Genomic DNA, 16,413 nt, shown 5'->3' with positions numbered 1-16,413 from the left:
CCTCGGAAGGGGGAGGGCCGGTGAGCCGGCCTCTGGACGTGAGTGGTCGGTCTTTCCGCGGCGATGCCGCGGATTCCGGAAGAAGCGCGGGATCCCCTCTCCCGTTTGGGAGAGGGGTAGGGGTGAGGGTGGAGACGGTGCAGCAAGAAGACTGAACCAATCCGCTGCCAGCACCATGCTCAATGCACTACACTGCAGCGTGTCACCCTCACCCCCGGCCCCTCTCCCACACGGGAGAGGGGAGGTGTGCTTGAACTACTTGCCGTTCAGCGCGCGGTACGAGCCGATGACCTGGCTGTCGTCTTCCGCACCCGCCCCACGGCCCGACGCGGCGAGGAAGAGCTGATGGGCGAGGGCCGCGAGGGGCAAAGCCGCCTTCTCGCTGCGGCCGGCCTCGAGCACGATGCCGAGATCCTTGACGAAGATGTCGACGGCGCTGGTGACCCGCGGGGTCTCCTCCAGCATCCGCGGACCGCGGTCGCGCAGCATCCAGCTCGACGCCGACGAGCCGGAGACGATCTCCAGCGCCGTCGCGCCGTCGATCCCGACCTTCGCCGCCAGCGACAGGGCCTCCGCCGCCGCGGCAAGGTTGACCCCGCACAGGAGCTGGTTGACCGCCTTCATGGTGGCGCCCTGGCCGGGCTCCGGCCCGACATGGAACACCTTGTCGCCCATCGCCTCCAGCAGCGGCCGGATCTCGGCGATCACGGCGGAGGGGGCCGCCGCCATGATGGTGAGGGTCCCGGCCTCGGCACCGACGACCCCGCCGGAGACCGGCGCATCGACGAAGGCCCGGCCGGTGGCGGTCACCCGCTTGGCGAGCGCCGCGACGGCGGCCGGCGGGCAGGTCGCCATCAGGACGACGCCGGCGTCCGGGGCCAGGCGTTCCAGGGCGCCCGCGCCGAACAGGATGCTCTCCGCCTGGTCGGCGTTGACCACCATCAGCACCAGGGCCCCGGCACCCTCGGACACCGCCGCGATCGTGTCGGCGGGGGTGCCGCCGGCACGCGCGAAGGCGCTGCGGCCTTCCGCCCGCACGTCGAAGCCCCGCACGGGAAAGCCGTGCCGCACGAGGTTGCGGGCCATCGGCAGGCCCATCGAGCCCAGGCCGACGAAGGCAACCGGGGATTCTGCGCTCACAGCCATTCGCGGATGCTCCTCACCATGGCGCTCGTCGAGATGCCGTAGCGGTCGTGCAGGGTCGGCAGGGCGCCGGCATCGAGGAACTCGTCCGGCAGGCCGACCTGGCGGAAGGCCTTGGGGACCGTCCCGGAGCGCAGGAGCAGCCCCGCCACCGCCTCGCCCAAGCCCCCGACCACGGTGTGGTTCTCCGCGACCACGACCAGGCGTCCGCCCTTGCCGGCCTCGCGCAGGATCGTCTCGGTGTCGAGCGGCTTGATCGTCGGCACGTGCAGCACCGAGACGTCGATCTTGTCCTCGCGGAGCGCGTCCGCCGCCTCGAGGGCCCGCATGGTCATCAGGCCGGTCGAGATGATCAGGACGTCGTTGCCGTCCCGGATGGTCTTCGCCTTGCCGAGCTCGAACGTGTAGCCGTACTCGTCGAGCACGAGAGGGACGTTGCCGCGCAGGAGCCGCATGTAGACCGGCCCCTTGTGATCGGCGATGGCCGGCACGGCCTGCGCGATCTCGTGCGCGTCGCAGGGGTCGAGGATCGTCATGTTGGGCAGGCCGCGGAAGATCGCGATGTCTTCCGTCGCCTGGTGGCTCGGGCCGTAGCCGGTGGTGAGGCCGGGCAGCGCGCAGACGATCTTGACGTCGAGGTTCTCCTCCGCGATCGCCATGCAGATGAAGTCGTAGGCGCGCCGTGCCGCGAACACCGCGTAGGTGGTGGCGAAGGGCTGGAAGCCCTCACGTGCCAGGCCGGCGGCGGCGCTGATCAGGAGCTGCTCGGCCATGCCCATCTGGTAGAAGCGCTCGGGGTGCTTCTGGGCGAAGATGTGCAGGTCGGTGTACTTGCCGAGGTCGGCGGTGAGCCCGACGATCTCCGGCCGCTCTTCGGCGAGCTTCGCCAGCGCGTGGCCGAAGGGCGCCGGCGCGGTGCGCTGGTCGGGACCGGCGAGCGAGGCGATCATCGCCGAGGTGGTCAGGCGTTCACCCGTGTTGGCTTCCGTGAGCCACGCCGGGCGCGTGTATTTCGAGCGTTTCATGTGGGCCTCCCGGCATCCAGGATTTTTATCGCGTCCTGCCATTCCTGCGGCTCCACCCGCAGGAAGTGGTTGCGCTCGCGCGCCTCCAGGAAGGGGATGCCCTTCGCCATCGTGGTGTCGCAGATGATGATGCGGGGCTTTTGCTCCGCGCAGGCCTTGGCCGCGTCGAAGGCATGGACCAGGGCGTCGATGTCGTTGCCGTCGACCCGCTGGACGTGCCAGCCGAAGGCCTCGAAGCGCGACGCCGCCGGCTCGAAGCCGGTGACCTGCGAGGCCGGCCCGTCGGCCTGCTGGTTGTTGACGTCGACGATCGCGATCAGGTTGTCGAGCTTCCAGTGGCTCGCCGACCAGGCGCCCTCCCAGATCGAGCCCTCGCCGAGCTCGCCGTCGGAGATCAGGCAGTAGACGAATGACTCGGACTTCTTGCGCTTCAAGCCCAGGCAGAAGCCGACCGCGAGCGCGAGGCCGTGGCCGAGCGAGCCGCCGGTGATCTCCATGCCGGGGGTGTAGGCGGCCATGCCGGACATCGGCAGCCGGCTGTCGTCGGCCCCGTAGCTCGTCAGCTCGTCCTCGGGGAGGATGCCGGCCTCGAGGAGCGCGGCATAGAGCGCGATGGCGTAGTGGCCGATCGAGAGGAGGAAGCGGTCTCGTCCCTCCCATTCCGGCTCCTCGGGCCGGTAGCGCATGGCGTGGAAGTACGACACCGCCAGCACGTCGGCGATGCCGAGGGCCTGGGCGATGTAGCCCTGGCCCTGGACCTCGCCCATCAAGAGGGCGTTGCGGCGGATCCGGTAGGCCCGCTCGGCGAGCGAGGGGCTGTTCTGCCGGGGGGGTGATTCGGTGGTCGGCATGATCGGCTCCTCAGTGGATCAGCATGCCGCCGTTCACGTCGATGACGGCGCCGGTGATGTAGGAGGACAGGTCGGAGGCCAGGAACAGGCAGGCCTTGGCGACGTCGTCGGCGACGCCGAGGCGGCCGAGCGGGATGCCCTTGGCGATCTCGACCTTCAGTTCGTCGGTCAGCTTGCCGGCGGTGATGTCGGTCTGGATCAGGCCCGGGGTGACGCTGTTGACCCGCACTGAATCGGGGCCGAGCTCGCGGGCCATCGCCTTACCGAGGCCCAGCACGCCGCCCTTGGCGGCGCTGTAATGCGGCCCGCCGAAGATGCCGCCGCCGCGCTGCGCCGAGACCGACGACATGCAGACGATCGAGCCGGAGTGCTGCTTGCGCATCTGCGGCACCACCGCCTGGCTCATGTAGAGCGTGCCGCGCAGGTTCACGTCGAGGACGGCGTCGTAGTTGCCGGGCTCGATCTCCATGAACTTCAGCGGCTGGGTGATGCCGGCATTGTTGATCAGGACGTCGATGCGACTGAGCCGCGACACCACCTCGGCGGCGGCGGCCTCGCAGGCGGCCTTGTCGGTGACGTTGCAGGCGAGCCCGACATGACCCTCGCCGAGGGAGCGGGCGGCCTCTTCGGCCTGGCCGGCATCGAGATCGAGGATCACCACCGTGGCGCCGTGCTGGGCGAAGAGCTTCGCCGTGGCGCGGCCGATGCCCCGCAGCGATGCGGCGCCGGTGATCAGGCACACCTTGTCGTTGAGCAACATGTCGTCCTCCCTGGCTCGTTTCGGCGCGTGCCCGTTACGTCGGGCCGGCCTTCGGGCACGAGGGAGATTCTCAGCGGTGTGAAGGGCTCACCCCCGCATCGCCGCCCGCCCGTGGCGGTGCCTCCCTCGTCTCGTTGCGGGCACTGTGCCCGGCGGGAGGGAAGCGGACAAACGCGGAAATTGCAGCTGGAGGTGAATGAGATTCATGTGATGGGCGGCGAGGACGGCGCTTTCAGGCGCGGCCGCTTGCGTGCCGCAATCTTCGATCACCGATCATTTGGAGACGTGCAGGATTGTTCGGAGGAAGAAGGAGCGCGGGTCCCCCCTCTCCCGTGCGGGAGAGGGGCCGGGGGTGAGGGTGGCGCGCTTCCGCTCAAGGCGCTGAGCGTGGTGCTGGCAGCATGACGGTTCAGATCTATCCTGAAGCGTATCACCCTCACCCCTACCCCTCTCCCACACGGGAGAGGGGATCCCGCGCCTGAACTTCAAAGGGTTTGACCCGAAAGGGTTCGACTGGGACAGCCCGTCGGGATGAAACCCGGGCCGCCCCCCTCAGAGCGACTTCAGCAGCGTCTCCGCCCCCGAATGATCCGCCTTCGACGGCGCGTCCTCGACGTTGAGCGCCCGCACCACCCCGTCCTCGACCACCATGGCGTAGCGCTTCGAGCGCACGCCGAGGCCGAAGCCGGTGCCGTCCATGTCGAGGCCGAGCGCCTTGGCGAAGTCGCCGTTGCCGTCGGCCAGGAACTCGATGCCCTCGGCGCCGGCCGCCTTCGACCAGGCCTCGAGCACGAACACGTCGTTGACCGAGGTCACCGCGATCGCGTCGATGCCGCGGGCCAGGATGTCGCCGCGGCGGGTGACGTAGCCGGGCAGGTGGTTGCGGTGGCAGGTCGGCGTGAAGGCGCCCGGCACCGCCACCAGCACCACGCGGCGGCCCTTGAACACGTCGTCGGTGGTCTTCGGCGTCGGGCCGTCGGGGCCCATGACCCGGAAGGTCGCCTGGGGCAGGTGATCGCCGACCTGGATCGTCATCGTGGCTCTCCTCGCGAAAAAGTCGGGCGGGGTCTAGCGCGGCGGCCCCGGCGAGTCGAGGTTGCGGGACGAGGGGTGCACCACCGTCGTCCACCGCCCCGCGACCGTCTTTCACCGCTCCGCGACCGACTTTCACCGCTCCGCGACCGACTTTCATCGCTCCGCGACCGACTTTCATCGCTCCGCGACCGTCTTGCACCGCTCCGCGACGCGGGCGACGGGACCCCGCGGCCTCCCCGGGCGTTCCCGCACAAGCGGACTATGGACAACGCCGGGGCGGAGCGTAGCATGGGCTTCATGCGCAGCAGATTTCCACAGGACCTCCTCTCCCAGGACCCCGGCCAGAGCGGGGCGCCGGACCTGCGCGCCGGCGACCGGGAGGACCCGGCCCGCGGCGGGCCGAGCTACCTCGACGGGCAGTTGCTGGTGGCCATGCCGGGCATGGCCGACGAGCGGTTCTCGCGCTCGGTGATCTATCTCTGCGCGCATTCGGCGGAGGGGGCGATGGGGATCATCGTCAACAAGCCGGCCGCCGACCTCAACATGCCGGACCTCCTGGTCCAGCTCGACATCATCGGCCAGGACGACGCCATCCGGCTGCCGAGCCGGATCGGCCACATGCCGGTGCTGATGGGCGGGCCGGTCGAGGCGAGCCGGGGCTTCGTGCTGCACTCGCCCGACTTCCACATCGACCAGTCGACGCTCCTGATCGACGACGGCATCTGCCTCACCGCGACGATCGAGATTCTGCGGGCGATCGCGGTCGGCAAGGGTCCGGCGAGCGCGGTGCTGGCGCTCGGCTATGCCGGCTGGCAGGCCGGCCAGCTCGAGAGCGAGATCCAGGCCAATGGCTGGCTGCACTGCCCGGCCGATCCGGACCTGATCTTCAACAGCGCCCTCGAGACCAAGTACGACCGGGCCCTGCGCGGCATCGGCATCGAGCCCGCCATGCTCTCGGCCACCGCCGGCCACGCCTGACCGGCGATCCGGCCCCGGCGGACGAGCGCCTACTGGTCCTGCGCCCCGGCCTCGAAGCCGGGATTCATCCCCTCGACCGCCGGGGCGGGCCGCTTGCGGGCGGCGGGACGCGGCGCATTGCTGGCGGTCGGGGCGGCGCCCGAGAGGCCGAGGCGGGTGGCGAGCGACAGGGCCCGCGCTTCCGAGAAGCGCAGGTGGCAGAAGCCGTGCGAGCCCTCGCGGACATAGGCGCGGCAGAACTGCTCCCGATCGGCCGAGAAGGCGGCCTGCTCGGTCACGATCGGCCGCACGTCCTCGCGGGAGGCGCGCTTCGTCATCACCTTGTAGTTCTCCCGCACCGCCTTGTCGGCGACGCCGCGGGCCGAATCGAATTCCTGCGCCCGCGGCATCAGGGTGGCGGCGCCCGGCCCCCACAGGCCCTTCGGGGTGGTGGCGCAGTCGGCGGCCGTGAACACGCAAGCGTCGGCCTCGCCCAGAGGCGTGACCATCACGCTGCCCTCCAGGATCTCGAAGCGCAGCGGGCAGGACGCCCCCGCGGAGGCGAGCTGGGTGATGCCGTTGGGCTTGCCCTGGTCGGCGAGCGCGAGCGGCTGCCCGTCACCGATCGCGACCTTGCAGCTCTCCGTCGGCTGCGAGACCTTGGTGCCGGCGAGGGTCAGGCGCGCGGTGAAGCCGCCGCCCGCCCGCTCCAGGCGGAGCGACCCGGCATTGCCGTTCTGCTGCAGGTCCTGGCCGAGGATCGCGTCGTCGTTCGGGGTCTTCAGCACCACGGGCTTGGGCGGCGCGGGCGGCGCCGGCGCGGGCCGGGGGGCGGCGTCGGGCGGTGGCGCCTCGCCCGGGGGGCGGGCGCCCGGCACCGGGGCCGGGGGCACCGGTGGGCGGGCGGCGCGGCCGATGCCGAACAACTCCTCGAGGAAGGACTGGGCCGAGGCCGGGGCCGGCGCCGCAATCAGGACCGCCGCCAGAATCGCCGCGAGGGGCAGGGCCGCCAGCGCGGGCAGGGCCACCGGGCGGGGGGAGGGGCGAACGGGCTGCATCAGGCTCCAGGCGACAGACAAGGGGCGAACGGCAGGGGATAGAGCTCGCGCCGAGTCCTAGCATGGGGTCCGTGGCACGGGCGTGGCAAGTCCGCAACATTGTCGTGGCGGCTTGACCATAGGTCTGGGGAGGAGCGGCCCGGGCGAAACCGCCTCGGCGGGCCCGCGCGAAACGCGATGCGCGAGCCGGCCCGGCTCGCCTTGCGGCCCCGAAACGGCCTTCTTATATCCGGCTCGGCGCGGGCAACGCCCCCGCTCGCCGGTCCTCCGGCGATGCGTGGTCCGGTCCGGCCCGCCCCGGCTCAAACCATTCGACAAGTACCGCCATGGGCCGAGCTGCTTCGGGGCTCGGCGGTCTGCTTAAAAAACACCAACGAGGGATCCCACCATGGGTAAAGTGATCGGCATCGACCTTGGCACCACGAACAGCTGCGTGGCCGTGATGGAAGGCACGCAGCCCAAGGTCATCGAGAACGCGGAAGGCGCGCGCACCACCCCGTCGATCGTCGCCTTCACCGACGACGGCGAGCGGCTCGTCGGCCAGCCGGCCAAGCGCCAGGCTGTGACGAACCCCGAGCGCACCTTCTTCGCGATCAAGCGTCTCATCGGCCGTACCTACGACGACCCGATGACGCAGAAGGACAAGGGGCTCGTCCCCTACAAGATCACCCGCTCGAGCGGCGGCGACGCCTGGGTCGAGGCGGACGGCAAGCCCTACTCGCCGTCGCAGATCTCCGCCTTCACGCTGCAGAAGATGAAGGAGACGGCCGAGGCCCATCTCGGCCAGCCGGTCACCCAGGCGGTCATCACCGTCCCGGCCTACTTCAACGACGCCCAGCGCCAGGCGACCAAGGATGCCGGCAAGATCGCCGGCCTCGAGGTGCTGCGCATCATCAACGAGCCGACCGCGGCGGCGCTCGCCTACGGCCTCGACAAGAAGAAGACCGGCCTGATCGCGGTCTACGACCTCGGCGGCGGCACCTTCGACGTCTCGATCCTGGAGATCGGCGACGGCGTGTTTGAGGTGAAGTCGACCAACGGCGACACGTTCCTGGGCGGCGAGGACTTCGACAACCGCATCGTCGAGTACCTGGCGGCCGAGTTCAAGCGTGAGCAGGGCATCGACCTGACCAAGGACAAGCTCGCCCTCCAGCGCCTCAAGGAGGCCGCCGAGAAGGCGAAGATCGAGCTGTCCTCGGCGACCCAGACCGAGATCAACCTGCCCTACATCACCGCCGATGCGAGCGGCCCGAAGCACCTGGCGCTGAAGCTCAGCCGCGCCAAGTACGAGTCGCTGGTCGACGACCTGGTGCAGCGCACGATCGAGCCGTGCCGCAAGGCGCTCAAGGATGCGGGCGTCTCGGCCTCCGAGATCGACGAGGTGGTGCTCGTCGGCGGCATGACCCGCATGCCGAAGGTCCAGGAGCAGGTGAAGACCTTCTTCGGCAAGGAGCCCCACAAGGGCGTCAACCCGGACGAGGTCGTGGCGATCGGCGCCGCGGTGCAGGCGGGCGTGCTCCAGGGCGACGTCAAGGACGTGCTGCTCCTCGACGTGACCCCGCTGTCGCTCGGCATCGAGACGCTGGGCGGCGTGTTCACCCGGCTCATCGACCGCAACACCACCATCCCGACCAAGAAGTCGCAGGTGTTCTCGACGGCGGAGGACAACCAGAACGCGGTCACCATCCGGGTCTTCCAGGGTGAGCGCGAGATGGCGGCCGACAACAAGCTGCTCGGCCAGTTCGACCTCGTCGGCATCCCGCCGGCCCCGCGTGGCCTGCCGCAGATCGAGGTGACCTTCGACATCGACGCCAACGGCATCGTCAACGTGACGGCCAAGGACAAGGCGACGGGCAAGGAGCACCAGATCCGCATCCAGGCCTCGGGTGGCCTGTCCGACGCCGACATCCAGCGCATGGTGCAGGAGGCGGAGGCCAACGCGGCCGACGACAAGAAGCGCCGCGAGCTGGTCGAGGTGAAGAACCAGGGCGAAGGCCTGATCCACGCCACCGAGAAGTCGGTGGCCGAGCACGGCGACAAGGTCCCGGCCGGCGACAAGGCCGCGATCACCACCGCCATCGACGCCCTGCGCCAGTCCCTGGCCGGCGAGGACGTCGAGCAGATCAAGGCCCGCACCACCGACCTGATGCAGGCCTCGATGAAGCTCGGCGAGGCGATGTACGCGGCGAGCCAGGCCGCCCCGGACGCCGCCGCCGGCGCCCCGGGGGCCGAGGCCAAGAAGGACGACGTCATCGACGCCGACTTCCAGGAGGTCGACGACAAGGACCAGAAGAAGCGGGCGTAAATCACGCCTTGAGGTTGCCGCACGGATCTGAGATCCGTGCGGCCCAGTGATTACGATGCGACCCGGTCCCCGGCGCCCCAACGGCGCCGGGGACCGGACGTGTATGGACGATGCCCGACGGGGATACGGCGGGGCCGGGGACAGGAATGTCGAAGCGCGACTACTACGAGGTGCTGGGCGTCGCCCGCACCGCGACCGACGGTGAGATGAAGTCGGCCTTCCGCAAGCTGGCGATGGTCTACCACCCCGATCGCAACCCCGGCGACAAGGAGGCCGAGCTCAAGTTCAAGGAGCTCAACGAGGCCTACCAGTGCCTCTCCGACGGGCAGAAGCGCGCCGCCTACGACCGCTTCGGCCACGCCGCCTTCTCGCAGGGCGGCCAGGGCGGCCCCGGATTCGGCAACGAGTTCGGCGACTTCATGTCGGACATCTTCGACACGTTCTTCGGCGACGCCCGCGGCGGCCCTGGCGGCGGGCGCCCGGGCGCCGGTCCGGGCGGGCGGCCGGGCGGGGGCCGCGAGCGCGGCGCCGACCTGCGCTACAACCTCGAGATCAGCCTCGAGGAAGCCTTCACCGGCAAGACCGAGACGATCACGCTGCCGACCTCGGTCACCTGCGAGGTCTGCGCCGGCTCCGGCGCCAAGGCCGGCTCGAAGCCCAAGACCTGCCCGACCTGCGCCGGCTACGGCCGCGTGCGGGCGGCGCAAGGGTTCTTCGCCATCGAGCGCACCTGCCCGAACTGTCAGGGCCGCGGCGAGATCATCGAGGATCCATGCCCGGCCTGCTCGGGTGCCGGCCGCGTCACCCGCGAGCGCACCCTGTCGATCAACGTGCCGGCTGGCGTCGACGACGGCCTGCGCATCCGGCTCGCCGGCGAGGGCGAATCGGGCCTGCGCGGCGGGCCGGCGGGCGACCTCTACATCTTCCTGTCAATCAAGCCGCACCCGTTCTTCCAGCGCGACGGGGCCGACCTGTTCTGCCGCGTCCCGATCTCGATGGTGACGGCGGCGCTCTCGGGCGAGATCACCGTGCCGGTGATCGACGGTTCGCACACCTCGGTCCGGGTCCCGGCCGGCACCCAGACCAACAAGCAGTTCCGCCTCAAGGGCAAGGGCATGCCGGTCCTGCGCTCGCGCGACGTCGGCGACCTCTACATCCAGGTCTTCGTCGAGACGCCGCAGAACCTCACCAAGCGCCAGCGCGAGCTCCTGCAGGAATTCGACACCCACGGCAGCCAGGCCGACAACCACCCGGAGAGCGCCGGCTTCTTCTCCCGGGTGAAGGAATTCTTCGACGGCCTCAGCGGCTCCGGCCGCGCCTGACAGCCGGGCTCGCGGCTCCGGCCACGCCGATTCCAGGGGCTCGCGAACCGGCGCAATTCTCGCGCGTTCTCACGCGCGACGGGATTGCGTGGGGCGCGGGTCTCGTTCCGGGCGCGTCAGGCTTGACGGCGGCGCGCCTTTGAACGACAGCCGTTCCCCGAGCAATCTTTCTTCGCGTGTTCAAGGGTCTTCGGTCTTGCCTTTGCCTCACCGATCCAGGGCCAAAGCCGTCGCGGTCTCGAGCCCGCTGCCTCATCCGAAGCCCCAGAAGAAGCGCGACATCCTGGAGGACGAGGCGCGGTTCCTGCGCTCCTGGTTCGAGCGGCCCCTGGTTACCGGCGCCGTGACGCCGTCGGGCCGGATGCTCGCCCGCACCATGGCCTCCTACGTCGATCCGCGCCTGTCCGGACCGGTGATCGAGCTCGGGCCCGGCACCGGTCCGGTGACCGACGCGCTGGTGCGCCGCGGCATCGCGCCGGAGCGCCTGGTGCTCGTCGAGTACAACCCGGATTTCTGCAAGCTGCTGCGCCGGCGCTTCCCGAAGGCCACCGTGCTGCAGGGCGACGCCTACGACATCCGCGCCACCCTGGAGGGCGTGGTGGCCGAGCCGGCCTGCGCCACGATCTCGAGCCTGCCGCTCTTCACCAAGCCGCTGGAGCAGCGCCTCGACCTGCTGACGGCGGCCCACGATCTCATGCATGCGGACGCGCCGTTCGTGCAGTTCACCTACGCGGTGGTGCCGCCGATCCCGGCCAAGTCGACGACCTACACCGCCAGCCGCTCGAACAAGGTGTGGCTCAACCTGCCGCCGGCCCGGGTCTGGGTGTATCGCCGGCCCTGAGGGGCTCTTTGAGGCGGGTGGATGCGCACTGGGCCGCTTTCCCAACCGCGACCCTTCCCTGATGACCGCAGGGCTATACGGGAAAAGAAATGGCGCGGGTTTCCCCTCTCCCCGCGGGCGGGGAGAGGGCCGAGCCCTCGTCCAGAGGGCGCGGCAAGCGGAGGCGCAGCCGGAGCGAGGGTGAGGGGGTGTTTCCGGAGGAGCCTCATCCGGAGACACCCCCTCACCCCCGCCCTTCGGGCTCCCTGAGCCCCTTCGGAGCTCAGGCCTCTCCCTGCCCGCGGGGAGAGGAGAGTATCCGCGCCACTACTTTCCCCGGACAGCCCTGCGATAACCGGGCGTGGTCGATCAGCGTGGCAGCAAAGCTGCGAACTGCACCCCACTCCGCGCGCCGATCCCGGCCGGGGTCGCGCGGCCCTCACGCAGGCTGCTCTGCATCCTCCGCCGGCTCCGGCAGCGCCATCACCCGCGGCGAATGCCCCGTCGCCTCCAGGAAGCGGATCAGGTCGCCCGGCGCCACCGCGGTGGTGGCGCCGTTGTGGAGCGGGTGGAAGTTGACGGGGTCGTGCGCCATCAGCCCGGCATCGAGGATCACCGCCACCGTGCCGTCGCGGTCGTTGATGAGCCCGAACGGCGTCACCGAACCGGGGCGCACGCCGAGGCGCTCGTAGAGCAGCTCGGCCGAGCCGAAGGAGAGCCGGCCGGTGGCGCCGATCGGCCCGTGCAGGCGCTTGAGGTCGATCCGCGCCTCGGCCTCCGCCACGACCAGAAAAAGTTGCCCGCGCTTGTCCTTCAGGAACAGGTTCTTCGAGTGCCCGCCCGGCATGTCCGCCTTGAGGTCGCGGGACTCCGCCACCGTGTGCACGGGAACGTGCTCCACGGTGGCGTGGGCCACGCCGAGACCGTCGAGGAAGGCGAACAGGTCGCCCGGCGTCGCCATCATGCCCATGCGAATTGGCTCATGCGGCGAGATGCCGGGCGAGCGCCGCCGGATCGACGTTGCCGCCCGACAGGATCACGCCGACGCGCTTGCCCTTGACCGGCACCGCGCCTTCGAAGGCGGCAGCCGCCGCGAGGCAGCCGGTCGGCTCGACCACGAGCTTCATCCGCTCGACGAAGAACCGCATCGCCGCGACGAGCTGCGCGTCCGTGGCGGTGACGATGCCGGCCGCGTCCCGCTGGATGATCGGGAAGGTCTGCTGGCCGAGATGCGTGGTGAGCGCCCCGTCGGCGATGGAGACCGGGACCGGGATGCGCACCACCTCGCCCTTCGCCAGCGATTGCTGGCCGTCATTGCCGGCCTCGGGCTCGACGCCCCAGATCTCGATCCCCGGCGACAGGGCCTTGGCCGAGAGGCAGGACCCGGCAAGCAGCCCGCCGCCGCCGAGGCAGACGAGCAGCACGTCGAGGGGGCCGACCTCCTCGATCAGCTCACCCACCGCCGTGCCCTGGCCGGCGATCACGTCCGGATGGTCGTAGGGCGGGATCACCGAGAGGCCGCGTGCCTCGGCGAGGCTCCGGCTCACCGCCTCGCGGTCCTCCTTGTAGCGGTCGTACGTCACGATCTCGGCGCCGTAGCCGCGGGTCGCCGCGACCTTGATGGCGGGCGCGTCGTGCGGCATCACGATCACGGTCGGCACGCCCTGGAGCGCGCCCGCATAGGCGATCGCCTGGGCGTGATTGCCGGAGGAAAAGGCGAGCACCCCGCGCCGGCGCTGCTCGGGCGAGAGCGCCGCGATGGCGTTGCAGGCGCCCCGGAACTTGAAGGCGCCGGCCCGCTGGAGCGGCTCGGCCTTGAAGAACAGGGTGGCGCCCGTCCGCGCATCGGCGGTGCGGGAGGTGAGCACCGGGGTGCGGTGGGCGATGCCGGCGATCCGTCCGGCGGCGGCCTCGACGTCGGCGTAGGTGATGCTCATCTCAGCGGTTCTCGAAGTTGGGCTTACGCTTCTCGACGAAGGCCTTCATGCCTTCCTTCTGGTCGTGGGTGGCGAAGAGCCCGTAGAACACCCGGCGCTCGTAGCGGATGCCCTCGGTCAGGGTGGTCTCGAAGGCCCGGTCGACGCTCTCCTTGGCGACCATCACGGAGGGCAGCGACATCGACGCGATGGTCTCGGCGGCCTTCATCGCCTCGTCGAGGAGGTCGGCGGCCGGGATCACCCGGGCGACGAGGCCGGAGCGCTCGGCTTCCGCGGCGTCCATCATCCGGCCGGTGAGGCAGAGGTCCATCGCCTTGGCCTTGCCGACCGCGCGGGTCAGGCGCTGCGTGCCGCCGGCGCCGGGGATCACCCCGAGCTTGATCTCGGGCTGGCCGAACTTCGCAGTGTCGGCGGCGAGGATGAAGTCGCACATCAGCGCCAGCTCGCAACCGCCGCCGAGGGCGTAGCCCGCCACCGCGGCGATGATCGGCTTGCGGCGCCGGCCGACCTTGTCCCACTCGCCGAACGGGTCGGCCATGTAGAATTCGGGGTGGGTGCGGTCCTGCATCTCGCGGATGTCGGCGCCGGCGGCGAAGGCCTTCTCGGAGCCGGTGATGACGATGCAGCCGATGCCGTCGTCGCGCTCGTAGCCGTCGAGGGCGTGGTTCAGCTCGGCGATCAGCGCGTTGCAGAGCGCGTTCAGCGCCGCCGGACGATGCAGGGTGACGAGCGCCACCCGCCCGCGCGTCTCGACCCGGATGTTCTCGTAAGCCACGGCGTTCCTCCCGATCCTCTGCTGCTTGGCTAGGGGAGGGCGGCGCGGCGCGCAAGCGCCCGCGGGTCGGGTCAGCCCGGCGGCGGCGGGTCCGGTGCCTCCACCACCTCCTGGCGCTGGAGCTGGAGGGCGACGAACCAGCACAGGGACGCCCACGCGGCCCCGATGCACCAGCCGGCGAGCACGTCGCTCGGCCAGTGCACCCCGAGATAGACCCGGCTCATCCCGACCAGCAGCGTGGTGACGACGCCGAGCCCCATCACGAAGGCCTTGACCTTGCGCGAGCGCTCGACCCGGGCGAGCAGGATCGCGAGCGTCAGGTAGGCGATGGCCGACAGCATGGCGTGGCCGCTCGGGAAGCTCGCCGTGAAGGTTTCCATGCCGTGCGGCACCAGGTCCGGCCGCGGGCGGCGGAAGAACAGCTTCAGCCCGGTCGACAGCAGCTCGCCGCCGCCCACCGCCACGAGGACGAACAGGGCGGCGCGCCGCCGCGCCGTGACCGCGAGGTAGAGCACCACGCAGGCCGTGACGTAGACGATGCCGAACACGCTGCCGAAGGCGGTGATGTCGCGCATCGTCTCCGGCAGCCAGGAGGGGCCGATCGGCTGGGCGAGGTCGCCGGGCACGCGCAGGGCCAGCAGGAGGCGGTCGTCGAAGCCGAACGAGCCGCCCTCGCGGATCTCGTCGGCGAGCTTGAAGAAGCCGAAGCCGAACAGGCTGACGGCGAGCAGCGAAGCGAGCGGCCCGATTTCGTTGAGGCGGAGCCGCAGCCAGACCGCGGTGGCGTGGCGCCGGAACGGGATCTCCATCATGCGCCCCCGAACGGAAACCGGCCGCGGGCCTCCCACGGACCGCCGAGATAGCGCCAGAGCAGCAGGCCGGTGCCGGTGATCTCCCGTGGCACGAAGGCAGCCTCGAGCTCGCGGTGGAGCGCCCGCGCCTCCTCCGGCGCGACCTTGTTCTGCACCGTCACGTGCGGCCGGTAGCCCTGGCGGTCCTGCGGCGTCAGCCAGGGTTCGAACGCCGCGGCGAGACGCCCGCGCAGGGCCGACAGGCGGGGCGATTCGAGCCCGTAGGCGACGCCGCGGCCGATGAAGCGCAGGGACGCGACCTCGACCGGCAGCGGCGCTTGCGCCCGGACTTCGGCCGCCAGGGTCTCGACGACGCCGCGCTCCTCCTCGCCCGGGAGGTGGTGGAACAGCGTGACGTGGGCCGGAATCTTGTTGAGGGCCGGCGGGAAGTAGCGGCGGCGCTGGCCGTCGAACTCCGCGAAGGCGGCCTCGTCGAGTTCCAGGGTGAGGATCAGGGGGGGCTGCGACATTCTCCCGCCGAAAATGGCGCGGGCTTCGGGAATGGCCAGGGGCTGCGCTGTTCAGCTGGGTCCCGGCCCGCTACACGGCGCGGATGCGCGACAGCACCGACATGGTCCATCTCGGCCGGGATGGCTGGCTCTTCCTGACCGGCGGCACCAACCGGGTGCGGCAGCAATACCGGGCGAGCCTGCCCGTCGCCTGGCGGCTGTGGCGCTGGCGCCGGCTGATCGAGGCCCGCACCGCGACGGCGGCGGCCTTCGGCGTGCGCGCCTTCCACGTCGTGGTGCCGGAGAAGCTGAGCATCTATGACGACCGGCTCGACGGGCTCGTCCTCGATCCCGCCCTGTCGCCGGCCCGGCGCCTCGGCGCGCGCCTCGCCCGCTCGCCCGCGGCGCGTGCCTGGATCGACCTCGTCGGCCCGTTGCGAGCGGCGCGGGATGCGGAGCCGCCGCTCTACCTGCGCACCGACACCCATTGGAGCCAGGAGGGCTGCCGCCTCGCCTTCGGGGAGATCATGCGGGCGCTCGGCGCGGTGCCGCCGGCCGATCTCGCGACGCGGCCGTTCCACGACCATGACGGCGTGCTCGACCTCGGCGCCAAGCTCGATCCGCCGCGGCGCGAGACGATGCGGGTGTACGAGGTCCAGCGCGACGCCGTTCGCACCTACGCCAATCCGCTGGTCGAGGCCCACGAGGCACGGGGGACGGCCGCCGACCTCCATGTCGGCGCCCACGTGGTCTTCCGCAACGAGAGCCCGGCCGCCGATCCCCGCACGCTGATGCTGTTCGGCGATTCCTGCTCGCACTTCCACCCGATCTTCCTGACCGGGCTCCTCGCCGAGAGCTTTCGCGAGCTGCACTTCGTCTGGTCGGCGAGCCTCGACTGGGGTTACGTCGAGCGGGTGCGCCCGCACCTGCTGCTGGTCGAGGTGGCGGAGCGCTTCCTGGCGCGGGTGCCGACGGACCGGTTCGACGTTGCGGCGGAGGGGGCCAGGCGGATCAATGCGGGGAGGGGTGATGGAGGTGAGACCTGAGGTGTTTTCCGCTCGATCGACCGAAAAAAGCTAAAGCGCGTCTCCCCTCTCCCCGCGGGCAGGGAGAGGAGAAATTCCG

The 16,413-nt window shown here is 70.7% G+C and carries 16 protein-coding genes; 5 read left to right on the top strand and 11 right to left on the bottom strand.

The window, feature by feature from the left end; all coding sequences use genetic code 11:
• Positions 1-255: 255 nt before the first annotated feature.
• The 5 genes from DK412_RS13610 to DK412_RS13590 form a co-directional block, all read right to left on the bottom strand.
• Positions 256-1,140, bottom strand: coding sequence for an NAD(P)-dependent oxidoreductase (locus DK412_RS13610; protein ID WP_204165607.1), 885 nt, complete (start codon positions 1,138-1,140; stop codon positions 256-258).
• Complete coding sequence (locus DK412_RS13605) at positions 1,137-2,168, bottom strand: transketolase family protein (protein WP_109972377.1); 1,032 nt, start codon at positions 2,166-2,168, stop codon at positions 1,137-1,139. The genes DK412_RS13610 and DK412_RS13605 overlap by 4 nt, the downstream gene beginning before the upstream one ends.
• Positions 2,165-3,019, bottom strand: coding sequence for a transketolase (locus DK412_RS13600; RefSeq protein ID WP_109972376.1), 855 nt, complete (start codon positions 3,017-3,019; stop codon positions 2,165-2,167). Before DK412_RS13600 ends, DK412_RS13605 begins: the two co-directional genes overlap by 4 nt.
• Positions 3,020-3,029: 10 nt before the next feature.
• A complete protein-coding gene (locus DK412_RS13595; protein WP_109972375.1) occupies positions 3,030-3,779 on the bottom strand; it encodes a glucose 1-dehydrogenase in 750 nt (249 codons plus the stop codon).
• Positions 3,780-4,331: 552 nt separating this feature from the next.
• Positions 4,332-4,814 carry a peroxiredoxin gene (locus DK412_RS13590; protein ID WP_109972374.1) on the bottom strand — a complete coding sequence of 161 codons (483 nt, stop codon included), beginning with the start codon at positions 4,812-4,814 and terminating at the stop codon, positions 4,332-4,334.
• Between the two features lie 432 nt (positions 4,815-5,246).
• Here DK412_RS13590 and DK412_RS13585 point away from each other — a divergent pair, with 432 nt between their 5' ends.
• Positions 5,247-5,792 carry a YqgE/AlgH family protein gene (locus tag DK412_RS13585; protein WP_245447753.1) on the top strand — a complete coding sequence of 182 codons (546 nt, stop codon included), beginning with the start codon at positions 5,247-5,249 and terminating at the stop codon, positions 5,790-5,792.
• 29 nt (positions 5,793-5,821) lie between these two features.
• Here the strand turns inward: DK412_RS13585 and DK412_RS13580 are convergent, their stop codons facing one another.
• Positions 5,822-6,829, bottom strand: a complete 1,008-nt coding sequence (locus DK412_RS13580; RefSeq protein ID WP_245447640.1) for a hypothetical protein — start codon at positions 6,827-6,829, stop codon at positions 5,822-5,824.
• Between the two features lie 388 nt (positions 6,830-7,217).
• Here DK412_RS13580 and dnaK point away from each other — a divergent pair, with 388 nt between their 5' ends.
• The 3 genes from dnaK to DK412_RS13565 all read left to right on the top strand — a co-directional run bounded on the left by dnaK (position 7,218) and on the right by DK412_RS13565 (position 11,297).
• Complete coding sequence (gene dnaK, locus DK412_RS13575) at positions 7,218-9,134, top strand: molecular chaperone DnaK (RefSeq protein ID WP_093564306.1); 1,917 nt, start codon at positions 7,218-7,220, stop codon at positions 9,132-9,134.
• 146 nt (positions 9,135-9,280) lie between these two features.
• On the top strand, positions 9,281-10,456 hold the full coding sequence (dnaJ, locus tag DK412_RS13570; protein ID WP_109972373.1) for a molecular chaperone DnaJ: 1,176 nt from the start codon (positions 9,281-9,283) through the stop codon (positions 10,454-10,456).
• Positions 10,457-10,652: 196 nt separating this feature from the next.
• Positions 10,653-11,297 (top strand): rRNA adenine N-6-methyltransferase family protein, encoded by a 645-nt coding sequence (locus tag DK412_RS13565; RefSeq protein ID WP_204165562.1) that lies wholly within the window; start codon positions 10,653-10,655, stop codon positions 11,295-11,297.
• A gap of 418 nt (positions 11,298-11,715) precedes the next feature.
• Here the strand turns inward: DK412_RS13565 and DK412_RS13560 are convergent, their stop codons facing one another.
• From DK412_RS13560 to DK412_RS13540, 5 genes are all read right to left on the bottom strand, one after another.
• The gene (locus DK412_RS13560) at positions 11,716-12,240 is read right to left on the bottom strand and encodes a prolyl-tRNA synthetase associated domain-containing protein (RefSeq protein WP_109975256.1); all 525 of its coding nucleotides are present in this window, start codon (positions 12,238-12,240) and stop codon (positions 11,716-11,718) included.
• A gap of 16 nt (positions 12,241-12,256) precedes the next feature.
• Positions 12,257-13,213 carry a threo-3-hydroxy-L-aspartate ammonia-lyase gene (locus DK412_RS13555; RefSeq protein WP_109972371.1) on the bottom strand — a complete coding sequence of 319 codons (957 nt, stop codon included), beginning with the start codon at positions 13,211-13,213 and terminating at the stop codon, positions 12,257-12,259.
• Position 13,214: 1 nt separating this feature from the next.
• Positions 13,215-13,988: an enoyl-CoA hydratase gene (locus DK412_RS13550; protein WP_093564314.1), complete on the bottom strand. Its 774-nt coding sequence runs from the start codon at positions 13,986-13,988 to the stop codon at positions 13,215-13,217.
• A gap of 71 nt (positions 13,989-14,059) precedes the next feature.
• Complete coding sequence (locus tag DK412_RS13545) at positions 14,060-14,800, bottom strand: phosphatase PAP2 family protein (RefSeq protein WP_109972370.1); 741 nt, start codon at positions 14,798-14,800, stop codon at positions 14,060-14,062.
• Positions 14,797-15,309, bottom strand: coding sequence for a 2'-5' RNA ligase family protein (locus tag DK412_RS13540; RefSeq protein ID WP_109972369.1), 513 nt, complete (start codon positions 15,307-15,309; stop codon positions 14,797-14,799). The genes DK412_RS13545 and DK412_RS13540 overlap by 4 nt, the downstream gene beginning before the upstream one ends.
• Before the next feature lie 83 nt (positions 15,310-15,392).
• Between DK412_RS13540 and DK412_RS13535 the strand changes: the two genes are divergently transcribed.
• Entirely contained in the window at positions 15,393-16,334 is a 942-nt protein-coding gene (locus DK412_RS13535; protein WP_109972368.1) for a hypothetical protein, read from the top strand.
• The last annotated feature ends 79 nt before the right edge of the window (positions 16,335-16,413 follow it).

Origin of the sequence: Methylobacterium sp. 17Sr1-1 (assembly GCF_003173775.1) — a bacterium.
Lineage (GTDB): Bacteria > Pseudomonadota > Alphaproteobacteria > Rhizobiales > Beijerinckiaceae > Methylobacterium.
Note: the sequence above shows the minus strand (reverse complement) of the source record. Positions and strands in the feature narration are given on the sequence as shown.